Annotated in this window: 2 protein-coding genes; both read right to left on the bottom strand. The window is 61.1% G+C overall.

Annotated features, from left to right (window positions below):
- Positions 1-380: 380 nt before the first annotated feature.
- Positions 381-800 (bottom strand): hypothetical protein, encoded by a 420-nt coding sequence (locus tag ACSFBF_RS16670; protein WP_435468766.1) that lies wholly within the window; start codon positions 798-800, stop codon positions 381-383.
- The gene (locus tag ACSFBF_RS16665) at positions 797-17,839 is read right to left on the bottom strand and encodes an Ig-like domain repeat protein (protein WP_435468764.1); all 17,043 of its coding nucleotides are present in this window, start codon (positions 17,837-17,839) and stop codon (positions 797-799) included. Before ACSFBF_RS16665 ends, ACSFBF_RS16670 begins: the two co-directional genes overlap by 4 nt.
- Positions 17,840-18,122: the final 283 nt, after the last annotated feature.

Here is an 18,122-nt window from a genome sequence, read left to right as displayed (position 1 = left end):
CTCTTCATGATGTACATGCACTCCTGATGATGGGCACCTAATGCGGTGCCATTTATTCAGGTCACATGCTGTCGACTTCGTCCGGCTTCATCAAGACGGCCTTCGTCGGACTATTACGTCGAACCTGTGGATGGCCAGGAAGAAACTGATCGCGATGCTGGGACAGGTTCGTCTGCAGACGGCATGAAGGGCCGCGGGGCCTCTCAAACACGTGGAATGCTCGGTGAGACGAGCCTGTAAGCGCAACGATCAAATACGCGCGCTCGCCATCAAGCCAATTTACGACTTGATCAGTCCTTCCTTAGCAATCAAGCTGCACAATCCCGAGAAGGAACTGGCATCCAATGCTTCGATATCCAGCTCGTTGAAAACCAGCACTACTAGTTCAATCGATTGGCTAGCTGCATTTCATGATTCACGTGATAGCCCTTCAACTCCTCTGCCGACGGCAAAGGCTCGTTGTCGAAAAGGAGTTCATAGCAATGCTCCACAAAGCCTCTAACTTTCAAGGTAGCGAGAGGGATGGGTGCCGAGCTTGTCTCCCAAACAATGTCCCAAGCCTCATCGCTTGCGCTTTTGGTTGCGAGTAAATAGCGGAGCGTGTTGCGCACAACTGCTTGAGTCTCTGGCTTAAAGCCGTGAAATCGCGGCAGCACAACATCATGAATTACCTTGCTGACAAACGCTTTGTCATCCCAATCCTGGATATTTACATCAATTCCGTGGTCCTCTTGCAAAAAGAGCAGGTCACAAAACAAATTTGGCAAGACATATCCATTGACTAGATTTGAAATTTTCATTTCCACCCCTTCAGCAGCGGGTACATAGTGTAGGGCTGGCCACTGCGATAGACCACGTTCACATTGGTGGTAAACATCCAGTTGCTGTTGGGTGCTTTTGTAAAGCCTTCGCCGATTAATCCGTCCATCGGAAAGGAAAAGGAAGTGGAGCCGCTTGGAGCGCCCTTCAGCCTGAAGATGGAATCTGCGCGTTGCATCGCAGCCCCCATGTCTCTGGCCGACAGGAAACGTGTGGAATCCCTAAATGACTTTGTGGGGTCATAGTACCCGGGGTCGAAGGAGCCGTCTGGGGCCATCCCTGTCGTTGCCCGAGTTTGCTGAGCATCCAACGTTGTGCCCGGACCATGCTTCTCATTAAAGTGCGTCCTGGGATTCACGGCCTTTGCTTGCGCATCACGTTGAGCCAACCAACCAGACCACGTTGCCTCGCTTTTGGACTCCAGTAGTGCGCGACGCTCCGTTGCACCGAGTCCTCCCCATTTGGCCTGCAGCTCTGCCATTCGTCCCGCCGCAAGCGCTTCATTTTTGACGGCCTGCATCTCAATCCTGATTGCCGTGCTTGCACCTCCAGTTATTGTTGGAGGCATCATGGCCGCAGCAGCAGTCCTCCACATCGCTGACTGCTGCTCAAACGGACCGTAGTACTGGTTCGCCACCGGGTTGTAGCCGATAGCACCACCCATAGTGTCGCCAGCCGTGCTCATAGCGGCCTCAGCCATTAATCCAGGAACACCTAGAACTTGCAACGAAGATCGAACTCCCTTTGAATTCCACACCTGTTGAAATTCACTTTCGCCACCAGGATTGGCGCGCAAATAGGCCACTGCTTGGGTGTTCGGATTGCTGCCACTCGCCGCATTTTGAACCTCTTCAATCGTGACCCCGCTAAGAGCCGTGCTCGATCCAAGCACCCTCCACGGATCCCCAGCCTCCCTAAGTTCAGCAGGTATGACAGGAGCACTGGTGATTCTGGGACTGTTGCCCAGATATTTGTACAGAAACGCTGCATCATCGACCGAGACGTAGCCACCACTATTGTTGTTCGTGACCGTCTGTGCATCTTGGGTCAACCGCTCAGTCCACCATTGCACCCGCTCATTCATCCGTTCGCCCAAAGCGATGTCTTTGGCATACACGTCAAGTCCACTTGTAGCAGCAGGGGTGCCGTCGCCTGGCAAGGCAATGTCCCAAGCGCCCCCTACCGCACGCGGGCTCTTGATGTTGTTGATCTCAATGAGTTGGCCCACATAGTTGTTGACGTCGCGCTGGCTGGCACCCGAACCGAGCTGCGCTCGTGCAATACGCTCCATCGAACCGCCATAGTCACCCGCACGTACCGTGCTGGGCTGTGATGACACCCTGTCTTGCCATCCCAAGATGCCATTAGCAGAGGGCTCGATGTTGAAGCCCGCCGGTGTGCCACTCGTATTGCCCTTGCCGCTGCCGGCAAAACGAGCGTTGAGCAAGTCATCCACATCGTCGAGCCCATAGGTACCGCTGCCAAGCTGCCCAGGGCGCGGCGCGCTGTTTGCACCGGTTGCGCTCTGCGCCATTGCCCCTGCCAGGCTTTCGCCCAACGCATTGCCAACGGTCGCCCCCAGCGCATCCCCGATGATGCCCGGCAAGGCCCGCCCGACGCTGCCTCCGCGCACCGCCGCGCTCACGATACCCCCGGCCATGCCGCTGGCCATACGCTGCCCGAACGCCCCCATATCCATGCCCTGCAGCGTGCTGCCCGCCCAAGCCGACACATAGCCCGATGCTGCGCTGGCCGCGACTCCACGCCAATCAAAACTTTTCTGCAATCCGGTGGCAATGCCCAGCCCTTGGCTGGCGATGTTGCCCATGGCCATGCGCCCGGCCGTGGCCCATTTGTCTGGCCCACCCAGCAAGCCGCCAGGCACATTGAGCAAGGAGCCCACACCGGCGCCCACTCCCGCGCCAAGCGCACCCATCGCTACGCCCTTCCAGCTGAAAGAGTCCTGCGCCCCGATAGCGATACCGACTCCCTGGCTGGCGATGGAGCCCATTGCTCCACCCACGGCCGCAGCGCCGAGGCTCGCGGCCGTGAATCCACCAGACCCACCGAGCACGGCCAACCCGCCCGCAAAGCCGCCACCGCCGGCAGCGCCTGCAGCACCGAAATAAGCCCCAGCTGCACCCGCCGTATAGATGGTCACCACTACTGCCACCACCGCCATGATGAGTTGCCCAACGCCCCCGCACCCGCCATCCTTGCCCTTGGGTGCTGGCAAAGGATCCGGCAGCGTCGGGCTCGTATCCCCCATCGCCTTGCCCGGGTCGTACGGCCGGAAGGTGTCACTCGTGTTGTGCACGTTCGTCACCCGGTTGGGCACCGCCAGAACCGTGTTTTCCACCAGCGGCGCAGATGGCTGACCATCGAGTCCGTTGGCCTCGGCCAGCAGGTACCACAGCTTTGCGTCACCCCACAGTGCTCGGGCGATGCCCTCCAGCGTGTCGCCCGAGCGCACCGTGTAGCTGCCCGGCGCCGGTCCGGGGAAGCCTGCATTGATCGGCTGGTAGTTCTCGTCGAAGTCCGCCGAGTTCGTGGGAATGAACTTGCGGTACTTGCTATCAGGACTTTCGGCGGAACTTGTGCGCGCGAGCTGCTGCGCGTAGTCCTCGCGCTCAGTGCCGTCGTTACCCACGTTGCCCACGCGCTTGCCGTCGAAGTAGAAGTACCGATGATCGCGGCTCTTGGTGGCGCCGCTAACGCTCCCGTCGGCGGCAATCTTTCCGCCAATGAGCTCCTGGCGCTGCAGCACTTGCCCCTCGGCATTGGTCCAGTACGAGAAGGTCCGCGGCGTTGTCTGGTTGAGGTCGGTCGCCGTCTTCAGGTGCCCGTTGGCGTCATAGGTAAACAACGAATAGCCCGGCGGCTGGGGCCGCCGGGGATCGAAGCCAGTGCTCGCGGCGTCAAGCGTGATTGCGGTCTGCTTGGCGCCATCCCACCACTCGTAGGCATAGTCGCTGATCATGCGAGTGATGACGACGGCGGGATCCTGGGCACTGGGATTGAAGGAATTGAAGGCGTTGGTGAGCATGTCCACCCTCGACAGCGTGCCGTCCTTCATCAAGGTGTAGGCGGTCGTCGTGTCCGACCGCTTCTTGCCATCCGTTGCTTCAGTCAACCGCCGCTCCACCTCCACGGTGAGCTGGTTGTCCTTGTTCCAGGTGCGATCCTTCTGCACGCTGAGCGTCTTGTCCGCGAACCACTCTTCATAGCGCGACACGCGTCCCGCCAGATCGTTGATGCGGCGGCTGCGCAGCACACCGTTAAGCATCATCGTGGTGAGATTGCCCACGCCGTCGTAGGCGTAATCCTCGCGGTGTCCATCGCTGGCATAGATGGCTGCCCTGCGCTGGCCGGCGTTGTCGTACTCGATCGTCACGCCGTCCCCGGAGGCACCGCGCACGATCTGCCCGTTGACCATCTGCCCCATGGTCGTGGTGAAGCGGTTCATGCCGTCGTACGAGTACCAGTAATCCTGCACCTCCTGGCTGCCGTCGACGACGTTCTTGTAGGTACTGCGCACGCGCCGGCGGTTGCCGTTGGCGTCGTACTCGTAGTCGATCACGTAGCGCGCATCGTCGATTGTCTTGACGCGGTTGTATGCGTCATAACTCACCCGCGACCACTGGAACACCATCGCCACGTCGCCCGCTGTGGACTTGAAGCCCTCGAAGATGCGGTTGCCGTTGTTGTCGTATTCGAAACTGCTTTCCGTCGATACGCCTCGGTCAGTGACTTTGCGCAGGTAGCCGTTGTCGTAGTAGCTGTAGCCGATGTTCTGGCCGGAGGTGCCGGTTTGTGTTTCGATCAGACCCGACCAGTTGTAGCCATAGGTGAACTGATGCCCGCCCAGGTCCTGCTTCCACATCGTGCGGCCGAACACGTCTTTCTTCAGCGTCTGGGTTCTCCCGTTGGCATCCGTCGTGGTGTTGACCCATCCACCCGTGTTGATGCCACCCGCCGAGCCAATCCTGCTGTTGTACGTGTAGCCGTAGTTGACGATCGCGCCCTCTGCCGAGATGTACCGAGTGACGCGGCCCATCATGTCGTAGTAGGTGCGCACACGGTAGCCCATCGCGTTGACGGACGCGATGCGCTGGCCAAGGATGTCGTACTCGTAGGTGTCGAAGGCGCGGGTGCTATCGACGGGGTTTACAGGGCGCAGAACCTTCGTCAACCGGTTATTGAAGTCGTACTCGTTGCTGGTGACCCGAAGGTTCTCGTCGGTCACCGTACGCAGATTGCCGAAGATGTCGTAGGCCTTGCGTACCACCGCTGACGTTCCGGCTGCTGCCCCTGGGTGCCACTCCGCCACCGCTTGCCCCGCCGCATTGATCTCGACCGTGCTCTGGTTTCCGTTGGCATCGCGCTTGCCCACGAGTTGCCCGTTGAGGTTGTAGCTGTAGTGCTCGCCGGGCCTCGTCGTCTGCACCCGGCCATTGGCCAGCGTGATGTCGGCTGCCGGTCCGACCTTGTCTACCAACAGGCCCAGCGTGTTGTAACTCAGGTCGTTGACGTTGTTGTTGCCATCGATCTCGCGGACGATGCGCCCCAAAGCATCGTAGGTCTGGCGACGCTGGACTACCCAGAGGTTATTGATGGTCCGCTCGCCCGGCAGGTTGGGGATGCCCCAGCGCACATTGATATTGGAACCATCGTTGGCGCTGCTGGTGTCGGGGCGAAAGTAGCCCTCGCCATTGCCGATCACCGCACCCACGGCGTTGTACACGTCGTACAGGAACTCGTATTCCTTGGCCGGGTCCAGGTGGTTCGCGGTGGCGTCCCACTTGAAGATTGCATTCACGCTGCCGCGCGTGGCCACGGCCTCGGTGAAGTCCTGTGCGGTGGCCCCTTTCTCACGGTAGCGCAGTTTCAGTGTCTTGCCTTGCGGAAGACCCGGGTCGAAGGTCAGCACTTGGTGCTTGACGCTGCCGGTCAGCGAAGCTTTGGTGCCATTGCTGACCGCACCGATCGTCACGTTGCCGGTGGCGTCGGTCAGGATGAAGCCATCGACGTCGCGGGCAACGAAATGCAGCGCGTAGGTGTAAAGGCTGCGCGGGTCTGCCACGAGATTGCGCGCATCCCAGACCCACTCCGCCTTGCCCGCCTGACGCGTAAGGGTCACGGAGCCGCCAGGCTGGCCGCCTGCGCTGAGCGGCTGGTATTCGACGGTCAGCGACTGGGCAGCCAGCGGGATGTCGCGGAAGGTGATGCTGGAGGGGAGGCTTCCGATAAAACGCATGTCATAGAACGAAGAGCCCGCGTTCATGGTACCCACGAGCGTGTCCATCACGGCGCCTCGAGCATCGAGCATGTCGATGGCGACGTCGTTGGCGCCAGCGCCCAGCTGAACGTCGAAGCGCCCGGTCGCACCGGCTGGCCAGTACATCGTTCCCGAGTACGGGTCCTGACTGCCCCGCGGTCGTACTCTGATGGCGGCCGGGCTGGTGCCCGAGGTCTGCAGGCCAGTGAAGTGCGCCACGTTATCGGTGGTGAAAACCGGCTGGGCGGCGGCCACCGAGGATGTGGACTGACGCGTCGATGGATTCCACTGGATCGACTCGCGGCGCATGACCTTGCCGTCGGCCTGGGTCACGACGAGCATCAGCTCCGTCGGTCCGCTCAGACTCTCGAGCCGGGTCAGATACCAGCCGTCGATCGAGACCCCGTTCAGGCTGGATCCGCCCTGGCCGGCCTTGAAGATCGGCAGCGTCTGTGAGAAAGGCCCTGTCGACCCCAGAGGCCGGCTGTACAACTGGATCGTGTCGCTGTCGCGTGCCTCGGCAGCGGTCAGGCGCATGAAGGTGCCGCTGGACTGTTGTTCGACGTATGTCGTCAGCGCTACTGCCTCTCGCACCGATCGCGGCCCCAGATAAGGCGGCGCAACGTATGTTCTGGTTGCGACAACGATTTCGGCCCCGCTACTCTCAACTCTGGCGATGACCCTGATTTGCTGGCCATTGACGCCCATCGGAGAAAGAACAAGGTTCTGGCGAGATAGGCCACCGACGAGAACGTTGTAGTCGAAGTTTTGGGGATGCACGGTCACAGGCCAGTTCGCGACCCAGCCCAAATGGTGAGAAACCCCGGCCACCTCGACCCGCCATGTCAGCCTGCCGTAGATGTTCTCGAGGTTCGAGGTTCCATCGCCGGGAGATCCAATGACAATGTCTGTCAAGCCGACGGTCCTGTCACTGACATTGCCGGGTTTTCCGCCGGAGCCGTTGCCGTAGATTTCGAAGTTCGTGAGGGTGCGTACACGGCCCCCGCTGATCGGCATGCCCAGCACACTGACCTGGCCCGTGGTCGATGTGTTGCTGGGCGCCTGGATCGAGGTAGAGCCCGCCAACGGATTCGCCACCGAGAGGTCCAGGCCGCCGTACTGACCCGACTCCACGTTGATGACAGTGGAGAACATCACCAGGTTCGGCCGCGATGCATCCATCTTGGGCTGCGTCACGCTCACCGCGCGGTTGTCCTTGTCGTAGGCCGTGATGGTGATCAGGATGTCCGGGTTGGGCTTGCTGCCGTCACCCGTCATCTGCTCCCAGGTCATCGCGCGCAGGTTCACGCGTTGCGACTCCAACTGCAAGGTGGCATTGCCCGCCATGTCGTACAGCCAGGCCTTGTTCACGCCGCCTTGCGAATTGGTGCGCCACAAGCGCCCAGCCTTGTCGTAGTCGTAGTACTCCTGCGCGGCGCCGCTGGCATTGCCGCTGCCGGTGCGCTTGCTGGCCAACTCGCCGAAGGCGTTGTAGCTCAGCGTTGTCGTGTTGGCTTCGTCGAAGGTCGACATGCTGGCCGCGTCCCGGCCACCGGCAACGCGGCGGCGAATCTCGCGGTTGGCCGCGTCGTATCCAATGCTGACGAACTCGCCCGAGAACAGGCCGTCGGCGTCTGTCCGATTCACCATCTCCGCGGTCGTGTTGCCGTTGGCATCGCGCCCGTAGCTGAAACCCTCGCCCATTGCAGAAATCTTGAGAGTGCGCACGCCGGTGGCGTCGTAGCGGTAGCGCACGATCTGGTCGTCGGTCTCCACTGCGTTGTCGGTGCTGCGGCGGATCTCCCGGCGCACATTGCCCAGCCCGTCGTATTCGTAGTCGGTGACCTGGCGCCTCACCACGGCGCCGTAGTCGGCCGCCTCCGGGCGTTGCACCCTCAGCAGACGCCCCATCGCGTCGTAGCTCATGTCACTGCGCTGGCCCTTGGCGTCGATGACGGCGCTCTTGTTGCCCATCGCGTCGTACTCGGTACGCTGGGTGGCAGTGGTACTGGCTTCGCTCAGCGTGCCGTTGGCGACGACGCTGCCGTAGGCCACGTTCAGCCTGGACTCACTGCGCACGCGTGCGTTGCGGTCGTAGCTGTATTCGGTGATCTGGTCGCCCGTGACCGGTCTGAACTTCGCCAGCACGTCAGCCAGCGGCGTGCTCTCGCTCAAGCTGCCGAGCTCGATGCCCTGCAAATAGCGCGTCTCCCGCAACACGGCGCCATTGGCATCGCGCTCCCAGCGCACGCCATAGCCCATGGCATCGACCTCGAGCATCTTCTGGCCGAGCTTGTCGTACCAGGCGAGGATGGCGGCATTGCGGCCGTTCTCCTGGCGCACGACATTGCCGTTGGCGTCGTAGGCGCTGCGCTGTACCAGGTCGCGCGTGCCCATGCTGTATTGGCCTGTCTGGGTGTTGTACTCGCCGAACTCGACCTTGGCGACGGTGCTGCTGCGCACACGATTGTTGGAGTCCACCTCGAAGGTGGTCAGGCGCACGTTGGAGGCATTCACTGGCGCAGGCAGTGCATAGCCCACCGGCAGGGCCAGCACATCGCCGTACACGCGCTGTGCCATGACGTTGCCAGCCGTGTCGTACGTCCACTGGCTGAGCGTGCCAGTCGCACTGACCTCGGCCACCTTGCGGTTGTTGGCGTCGAACCAGGTGCGCGTGCGTCCGCCGTTGGGGTCCACCACAGAGACCAGGTTGCCGCCGGCGTCGTAGGTTCTCGTGCGCGTGGGAGCGACCGTGCTCCAACCATTGCCATCCACATAGATCTGGACCTCGGCCTGGCGCTGCTCAATCTCGCGGTTCAACCCGTCGTACTTGAACTGGGTGACACGCTGCGCGGGCAGGCCGGCCACCTCAGTCACGGTGGTCTTGTTGCCGAAGGCGTCGTAGGCGTACCGGTTAACCACCGCCGTTAACTGGCCCGAAGCGTTCCAGCTCGTGATGGGCAAGGTCTCACTGGCCACCCGGCCGAGCCCGTCGTAGGTGTAGGCAGTGATGCCACCGCGCTTGTTGGTGAGCGTTTCGCGCTGGCCCAGCGCGTTGTAGGTGTAGGACTCCGAATTCGACTCGGCGTCGATGGTCTTCGAGAGGCGTCCAGCCGCGTCGTACTCGAAGCGGGTGAGTGCATCGCTGGGGTTGGCACCCGGCAGCGCCGGCGCCTGGGCGGCGCCGTAGCTACCAATCACCCGGTTGAAGTAGCGCTTGACGCTCAGCGTGTGTCCGAGTGTGTCGTAGGTGGTCGCCGTGGCATAGCCCTCGGGGTCCACGCTCAGCGTCACGCGTCCAGCGGCATCGAAGTAGTAGAAGGCCGCGTTGCCACGCGGGTCCGTGATCTTGACGACATGGCCGGTGGCGTCGTAATCGGAGCGCGTGACGCCCCCGAGTGCATCGGTAACGCTGGTCTTGCGGCCGGCTGCGTCGTAGTCGTTGACCGTGGTGTAGCGTGCGGCCAGCTCTGCACGCTGGGCCGCGCTCAGGTCGGAGGCCTTCAGGGCGCCGCCGGCGGCATTGAGATAGTTCAGTTGCCGGCGCTGGGTCAAAGCCCAGGGGCTGTCACTTTGCGAGAGTTCAACGCCGCGCGGGTCGATGGTGCGGGTCAACTGGCCCAAGCCATCGTAGACGTACAGGGTGGTGGCCGCCTCGGGTTGACCGAAGGCTGAGGTCTGGCTGGTGCGGTTGCCGACGGTGTCGTAGCCATAGATTGTGCTCTGCGGCGCTCGACCCGCGCTCGCTCCACCAGCCACAGCCGCCTTCAGGAGCGAGTCGTAGTTGCTGGCGGTCTGCGCCGGCACTGCCACTGCATGGCGCGTGATGCCCACCAGCTGGCCCTGTGCGCTGTACTGGCGTTGCACGGCGTAGCCCAGCGCGTCGACGGTGAGTGCTTCGCGGCCCATGCCGTCGTAGAAGATGCGTGTGTGCTGGTCCCGCACGGCGTCGGCCCGTGGCGTCGGCGCGGTGCCGGGCACCCAGGTGGCCTTGTCGACGGGGTTAGCCCAGGCTGTGCGTTCGGTGATGTTGCCGTTGCCGTCGCGCACGAACGTAACGATGCCACCCATCGCATCGACCTTGGCGCAAAGGCGCCCGCTCTGGTCGTAGACGCTGTACTGTTGCTGGTCCTGCGCCGCGTTGACGACGACCATCGCCTTCACTTGCGCGACTGAGGGAGCGGCGCTCAGGCTCGTGGTGTTGATTGCCGTGGCGTAGCGCGTGGTCAGCGTGATGCGGCCCGCGGCGTCGTAGTCGTTCCTCTCCAACTGGCCCAGCGGGCCGAGGGTGTAGACCAAGCGCCCCGCGCCGTCGTAGGCATAGCGCGTGACCTGGTTCTTCGCATCTGTGCGACTGGTGACGTTGCCGTTGTTGTCGTAGGTCTGCGTGGTGAGCGCGCCAATGCCATCCGTGTGCGAACTCAGCCGGCCGGCGCGGTCATAGATATAGGTGTCGTGTTGGTCGCGCGTGGCATCGGCCACCAACGCCACGGCGGCAGCCAGAGCGGGCACCGTGGCCGCCGTTGCCCCCGGGACTCTCGTGCTGTAGCCGAAACGTTCCTTGACATTGCCGTTGGCATCGAAGACCTGACGCACCACCGCGCCGGTGCCGTCGATGCTGTAGGTCTTGCGTCCGAGGGCGTCATGGACGTTGCGCGAGCGCTGGTCGTGCGCGTCGTCAGCCACGACCGGTGGGTCGATGCTGCCGTTCCACTCTGCGAGGTTGATGCGCTGGGCATAGGCACGGCTCTCGACAACGTTACCGGTGGCGTCGTACCGATACGCCACCACCGCGCCGGTGGCGTCCACGGAGAAGCGCAACCGGCCATCGCTGTCGTAGCGTCGGCTCTGTGTGGCTGTCAGGCCCAGAGTCGGCAGCAGGGTCTGCATGGCCGACAGGCTCGGGGCGACACCGCCCAAGGCGGCCACGGGCACGGCCGCGGCGTACGTGGTCTGGCTGCTCAGTCGGCCTTCGGCGTCGTAGCCGCTTTGCTGGACGCTGCCCATCGCATCGATGGTGAAGGCGACTCGATTGGCCTTGTCGTAGATGAAGAGCGTGGCGTTGCCGCTGGCATCGACAGCCTTGATGACGTTGCCCTGGGCGTCGTAGACATAGCTGCGGGTGAGGTTCAAGCCGAGTGGGTCAACCTGCTCCTTGACGCGCCGGCCGGTGCCGTCGTAGGTGTAGCGCACAAGGCGCCCATCGGGGCCCTGGACACTGAGGGTGGTTCCGTCGGTGTCATGGGTGTAGACGGTCTGCAGGTTCAAGCCGGCAGGGTCGATGCTCTGGCGAACGACTTGGCCATCGAGGTCGTACGCGGTGGTGGTGACGATGCCGCCAGGATCGATCACGCTGATCGTCTGGCCCTTGGCATCGTAGAGGTAGCTGGTGACGAGCTTGAGGCCACCGGGATCGACCGTGCGGGTAAGAAGACAGTTGGCCGCGTCATAGCCGTAGGTCGTGACGGTGCCCTTGGCGTCGGTGGTGCTGAGCTTCAGGCCCGTCTTGTCATAGGTGGTACTAGTGTCGACGCCTTCGGGGGCCTGGGTTTGCAGCAGGTTGCCGCTCTTGTCGTAGCTGTAGGTCGTGGTGTTGCCGCGGCCATCGGTGACGCTGGTGGTCTGGCCCTGGCGGTTATGCGCGGTGGTAGCCGAGACGCCTTCGGGTGTGGTCACGGTAACGCTGCGGTTGGTCACGCTGTAGGCGTAGCTGGTGACGTTGTTCAGCGCATCGCGCTGGGTGAGTACGCGGTCGAAGGCGTCGTAGGTGGTGATGCGTGTGGCGCCGTTCGCATCGGTGGTGGTGACGATGCGCCCGAGCCGGTCGTGGCGCAGGCTGCTGGTGTTGCCGTTGCCGTCGATGTGCGTATCCGCGCGACCGAAGGCGTCGTAGCCGATACGACGGGTGACTGCAACACCGGTCGAATCCAGGGTGGTCGAGACTTGTCGGCCACGCCGGTCGAAGGCGACGGTATTGGTGACAACCTGGCCGTCCAGTCGCGTCTGGCTGCTGGCGATGGCTTCGCGGAAGGCGTTGTAGGAGTAGCTGGTAACACCGCCCATCGCATCGGTGCTGCTAGCCAGGGTGCCGGTGGCGTTGTACTTGCGCACCACGTGGCTGTCCCTGGCGGCATCGGCCACGGCGAGAAGCCTGGCCGCCAGGACAGTGGTGCTGAGCCCGCCCGGAGTGGTGGCGCCGAGCGTGACGACGTCGATAGGAGTGCCATAGACGATCTGCTCGCTCAGTTGGCCCTGCGCGTCGTAGCGGTTCTCAGTGGCTTCGCCCAGGGCGTTGACGGTGTACGCCAGGCGGCCAATGGCATCGTAGAAGAAAAGAGTTCGATGCCCGTTGGCGTCTGTGGTGCTGGTGCGACGGCCGGCAGCATCGTAAGCATGGGTGGACCCGTTGGTGCTCCACTTGGCCAGCGGATCGGCCAAGGCAACGGCATCGCTGCCACGGCCGTCAAGTTCGGCAATGAGGTGGCCCTGGATGTCGTAGCGCAGGCGGTGAATGCGCTCATCGACCGTGCCCGCTGCAGTGGTTGTCTGCACGAGACGGCCGGCCACGTCGTAGGTGAATGTGGTGATCGTGCCTTCGCCGTTGGTACGGCTGAGCAATTGCTTGGCGGCACTCCAGGTCTGGGTGACGGTCTGGTCTTGGGCGCTCGGGTTTGGGCGAATGGTCGCGAGGGTTGCGTTCGCACTACCGGGATTCTTGGCGGGGCTGGCGTAGCGCCGGGTCTGCGTGGCGTTGCCGCGCGCGTCGTAGATGGTTTCGGTGAGGTAGCCCTCGCCATCGACTTGGCCGACTGCCTGGCCGCGGGCGTTGTAGAAGGTGTGGGTGCGGATGTCGCTGTCGCTGGCCGCGGGGTGCACACCGGCCAGGTCGCCGCTGGCCCGTGCGATGGCCGTGGCCATCAGGCGCGCCGAGACGCTCGAGAAGTTGGCCGCACGGCTGGCGTAGCGGATGGTCTGCACCTGTTCGCCCGCGGCGTTGTACTTGTACTCGGTGAGATAGCCCTCGGCATCCAATGTGCCTTGGAGTTGGCCGTTGCGGTTGAGCAGTTGTGTGACGGTGCGGTCCTGGGTGATGTCCAGGCCTACCAAGACCTTGGGAGCGTCGGGCGTGCCTTCGACGACTTGGGTGAAATTGAGGGCGCCATCGGCGTTGGATTCGTCGCCTGAATAGACGGCACTGAAGGTATGTGTGCCGACAGGGATCGGAACGCCTCGCAAGGTGGCCGTGCCGTCTTCCATGACTGCCACCGTGCCCAGCAGCGTGGTGCCGCTGTAGAAGCTCATCAGGCCGGTGGGGGCGGTCTTGCCGGCCACTCGTACCGACAACACGCCATCCTTGGCGATCGATGGTGTCGTGAGGTTGGTCAGAGTAACGGAAGCGCCACTAACTTGGATCGGCACAGCTTCTGACGCCTTGGCTTCCGCGTAGTTGTCGTCGCCAGCATAGCTTGCAGTGATGTCGGTGACGCCAAGCGGTAAGTCCTTCACAACCAGCGAGGCCTCACCGTTGACCGCCGTGGCAGTGCCAATGACCTTGCCATTGGCATAGAAGGTAACTACACCGCTGACAGACGGTGGTTTGGGACCCAGTGGAATTTGAGGAAGGACTTGATCGATCTTAGCCTTGAGCGTAATCGGAGTGTCCTCGGTGATTCTCGCGGTTGAAGCGCTCAACGCCACCTTGGTTAAGGTTTTTTCCCCATTGATCGAGAATTTGGTATCCCAACGAAGTGCAATTCCATCGTAGGGTTGAAATTCATTCACAACATAAATGACAGTTAAAACATGCTGCTTCCGCGGAGTTAAATTAACCGGTAATAAAAAATCGAAATCCCGGTCATACCCCTTCGGCATATTGAGAGCCACACCAACGGCTACGGAGTCAATAAAAACTACATACACCCCCTTGGCGCCCCAGTATTTCTGTTGATCCAAAATACGAATCAATGGGATCGGGTTTATTTGAATTTCATCTTTTGTATTATAAAAAATCTTCCTGCCATCAACCGAAAATGTATAGCCCCAATTGTTACTCGAATTGACTTTAATTATCCCATATTTCTCCTCTGTTGATCTTGACTGCGCCACTTCGATTTGCAGATTTCCGCCCTGAGCAACCACGCCGGAAAATAATCCATCCGTATCGGCGTACATTGCAGTTAATACATAACTCCCAGCGGGCAAAAAGTCCACAACGAGTTTCGCTGCTCCGCCTACAACACGAGCAAATCCGATCGGACGGCCCTCAGCCAGAAAAGTGACCGCGCCCCCAGGCTTCCCCCCGACCACCTTTGCGGTTAAGGTTACCTTCTCATTCGCTGTTGTTACACGCGTCGCAGATGTGCTGAATGTCAATGAAGGAGAAATAGACAAAAAGGAGTCTTGTGTGGCAATGCCTGCATGCGCAAAGTCGCCCTCATATTTCGCCCGCACACTCGCTTTGAATACCGTTGAATCGGCTGTGGCAAGACTTTGCATCTCAATGAATAATGCGGCAGCAATCGATTTTGATTCCGCATTGAAATCAATATTTTTGATACTGAAGGCCAAATACCCCAAAAACATCTTGACATCCGATAGACTCCAGTCATTAAAATTCGTTGAACCACCCCAATAAAACCCTTGAAAGACCCTCTCTCCAGCCGTAACCTTTTTATTTGGATCAAGCAAATTGGTTGCCGGCGAAGATAGCGCTTTGGAGATTAGATCCAACGGCAAGTTGCTCAGATCTGCAAGGATCGAGGGCAACATATTTGCTGCCTTCAAGAACACCTCTGGGCTTAGGCGCTTCCCACTGCTAAACATAGCAGCGAGACTTACAAGCTCCGGGCGCAGGCGCTTCAAGAGCGACTCCGCGGCTGGCCAACTTTTCAGCTCAAGATTAGCCACTCCATCAACCAATATCGTCTCGCCCAATTTTTCATCGCCGCTATAGAAAATCACTTTTCCTGTCGGCGGCGGCAACCAATCGGGTTGATTCGCCGTGACCGATAGCGCGAGCGCCAATGAACCGCCATCCCTACCATTTTTTTCAGGGCCGGCGTGGCTCAGTTTGGCTGTCGTCGCCAACTGCGTGATCTCCTTCTTCATCGCCTTCGACAAAGTCGCCGGCCGCCACTGATCCCCTGAGTACGCTACTCTTAGGTTGTGCGTGCCGAGATTCAGCCGCTCCGTTACCAGCATCGCCTTGCCATCGGCTACTGGGGCGCTTCCGATGATGGTTTCCCCGTCAAAGAAGGTCACCATGCCCCCCGGAGCCGCTCCTTCAATGGTGGCAGTCATTAGCGTCGCGCTTCCGATGGGCGATGGCTTGTCGTTGTTCAAGCTCAACGTGACTCCACCCAGGCTCGCCGGGTCTGTCTCGAGATCGATCTTGTCTCCACTAACCAATGGTGCGACGTCAATCGGCTTGGCCAGTTGCGTGACGTTCAGAATGCGTGAGGCACCGTCGTAGGTGGTCTGTGTCACATAGCCCAGCGCATCCACTTGCCAAACCAGCCGGCCGGTGCTGTCGTAGAAACGCCAGACCTTTTGATCCAGTGCCACGCTTGCCGGCCGCAGTGCCGTCAGACTGGTCGTCTTGTTGTCCGCCGCCCATGCCGTGGTGAGCTTGCCCACCGCATTCACCAATGCCGCTGTCTTGATCGGTGCCGCATAGGCGATGGTCTGGCGCAACTGCCCGCTGGCGTTGTACACATACTCGATCAGCGCACCGGTGGCATCGATATCGGCGATCTTGCGGTTGGCCTCGTCGTACAGCATCCACTTGCGCACACCCGTGGGGTCTTGCGTCATCAGCAAGTTGCCGTTCTTGTCGTACGCGTAGGTAGTGGTGCCCAGCACGCCGGCACCGACGCTCTGCTGCGTGACGCTCACCAGGCGCCCCGCCTTGTCGTACGCCGAAATGCTCACCAGACCGCTGGCGACGGTGACGCTGGTCTTGCCGCCAATATCGTCATAGTTGGTGACAGTGGTGTTCGGAGTCGCGCCATCAAGCGAAGGCGCACTTACCGACAACAGCCGGCCCAGGCCGTCGTAGACGTAGGCAGTCATCGCCCCATCAGCTGCAATCTCCTTGAGCAGAAGGCCACGCTGATCGTAAACATACCGGGTGGTGGCCAAAGTATCGATAACGCCAGCACCATTGGCATCCGTCGACGCATAGGTGGTACTACTGGTCAATTGACCGCGTACGTCATAGGCCAGATCGGTGACTTGGCTACGCGTGAGATCCTGCTCGAAATGCCAGGCGCGCATCTGCTCTTCTGTCGGCACAGCGGTCTGGGCAAGCGCACTCACTGCATAAGGGCCGGCCTTGTAGACCGTCAAGGTGGTGCATTGGCCACTGGCGTCGTAAAAATATTTGGTGACATTGCCTTGCGGGCTGATCACGAAGCGCAGTCGGGTGGGATTGCTCGCCGCATAAACATAGCGCGTGGTCTCAGGCAATGCTGCATCCTTGCTGAATGCACCTCGACTGACAGCCGCATCGGCGTAGACGGTGTCGGTCAGCAACTGGTTCGCGGCGTTGTAGGTCCGCGTGCGGATGTTGCCGGCTGAATCGGTTTCCTTGACCAGATTGCCATTGGCGTCGAACTCGTAAGAGACCTCGCGACCTTCCCCATCCGTGACACCGGTCACGTTGCCGGCAGAGTCGTAGCGATAGCTGACTTGCGACAGCCCTGCCGTATTGCTGGCGGTAACGCCTTGGCGCATCTGCAGAAGCTGGCCTTGGGCATCGTAGAGATAGGTGCTTTGCGCTCCCAACGGGTCGGTGACGGTTGCCGTGCTCTTCGCACTGTCGTAGGCGAAACGCGTGGTCTGTCCGAGGGCATCGGTGACGGCAGAGACCTTGTAGCTGCCACCCGACTGCGCATAGGTAAAGGTCAGACTGGTGCCGTCACTTTGAGCGACCGAGGCTACGCGCTTGCTCGCGCCGTCATAGGTGTAAGTCGTGAGGTAGCACTTGCCATCGGCGATCGCGTTGTCCTCGGGTGTAAGGTCAACGCTCACGGAGGACAAGCGATTGGCGCTGTCGTAGGTATAGCGCACCCGCGTGAGCACCGTGCCATCAGTTGCAACCGTACGGATCTGCGTGAGGTTGACACCGCTGTAGTCGAAGTACGTGAATTCGCCGTTAGCGTTCAGCACGCTCTTCAATGTACCGTTGGCGTTGTAGGTGTAGCTGACGGTGTTACCCGCTGGGTCGGTCGCGGACAGCAACCTGCCCAGGCCACCCGACTCGTAGTGCTCCACAAGACCGGTGTCGCCGTCTGTCCAGGTGAAGCGCTGGGTGCCAGCGTCATGAGCGACGGTGTCGAATGCACCAGCGCCATCCGGGCTGGCATAGCGGTTGTGCGTCGAGTCCCACGCATAGGTGGCACGCGCTCCATCGCGGTCGGTGCGCACCAGCGTGCTGCCCACCGTCGCCACTGTGCCACTGAGCTGCAGCTTCTGCCCGTGTGCTCCAACCAGCCAGTTGTCGGCGTTGTCGTCGCTGAACAGTCCTTGGCTGTTGTACGTGCGAACAGCCGCGATATCCGGTCCGCGCCCCACCAGCTTGTCGTCGAAGTCCTGCAGGATCAGGTTGCCGCTGGCAATGTTCACGTACGCCTGCTCGCCGTTGCGGCCCTGCCCCGCCGCCCCCAACACGCCTCTCTGACCCAGCGTACCCAACGACCCAAGACTCAGACCCAAGCTATTGCCACTGACGATTGCAACCATGGAAACCTCCCTGTTTTTTTGTGTAATGAACCGGCCAGGGAGCAGCCAAGGGATAACCTGGCGCAGCGACGCCAAGTTGCTCCCGAATCCTCCCGACAATGCCAACACCGATTGGCACATGGTTCTCAGAGCAATAGGTCCGGCGAGCACAGAATGCGTTTAGGCAAAGGGCTCAATTCGCACGGGGCCATCCCGTCTCGTCAACAACGTGACATCGACAAAAGATAGAGAGACGTGGTGCACAGGCTTCCGTTCTCCACGGAACGTAGGACCGCACTAGACA

This window comes from Variovorax nivicola (assembly GCF_051216475.1).
Classification (GTDB): Bacteria; Pseudomonadota; Gammaproteobacteria; order Burkholderiales; family Burkholderiaceae_C; genus Variovorax.
This window is presented reverse-complemented; position numbering and strand designations above follow the sequence as displayed.

Coding starts and splice junctions, on each gene's coding strand:
- ACSFBF_RS16670 (WP_435468766.1), bottom strand. CDS start 800: ATGAAAATTTCAAATCTAGTCAATGGATATGTCTTGCCAAATTTGTTT.
- ACSFBF_RS16665 (WP_435468764.1), bottom strand. CDS start 17,839: ATGGTTGCAATCGTCAGTGGCAATAGCTTGGGTCTGAGTCTTGGGTCG.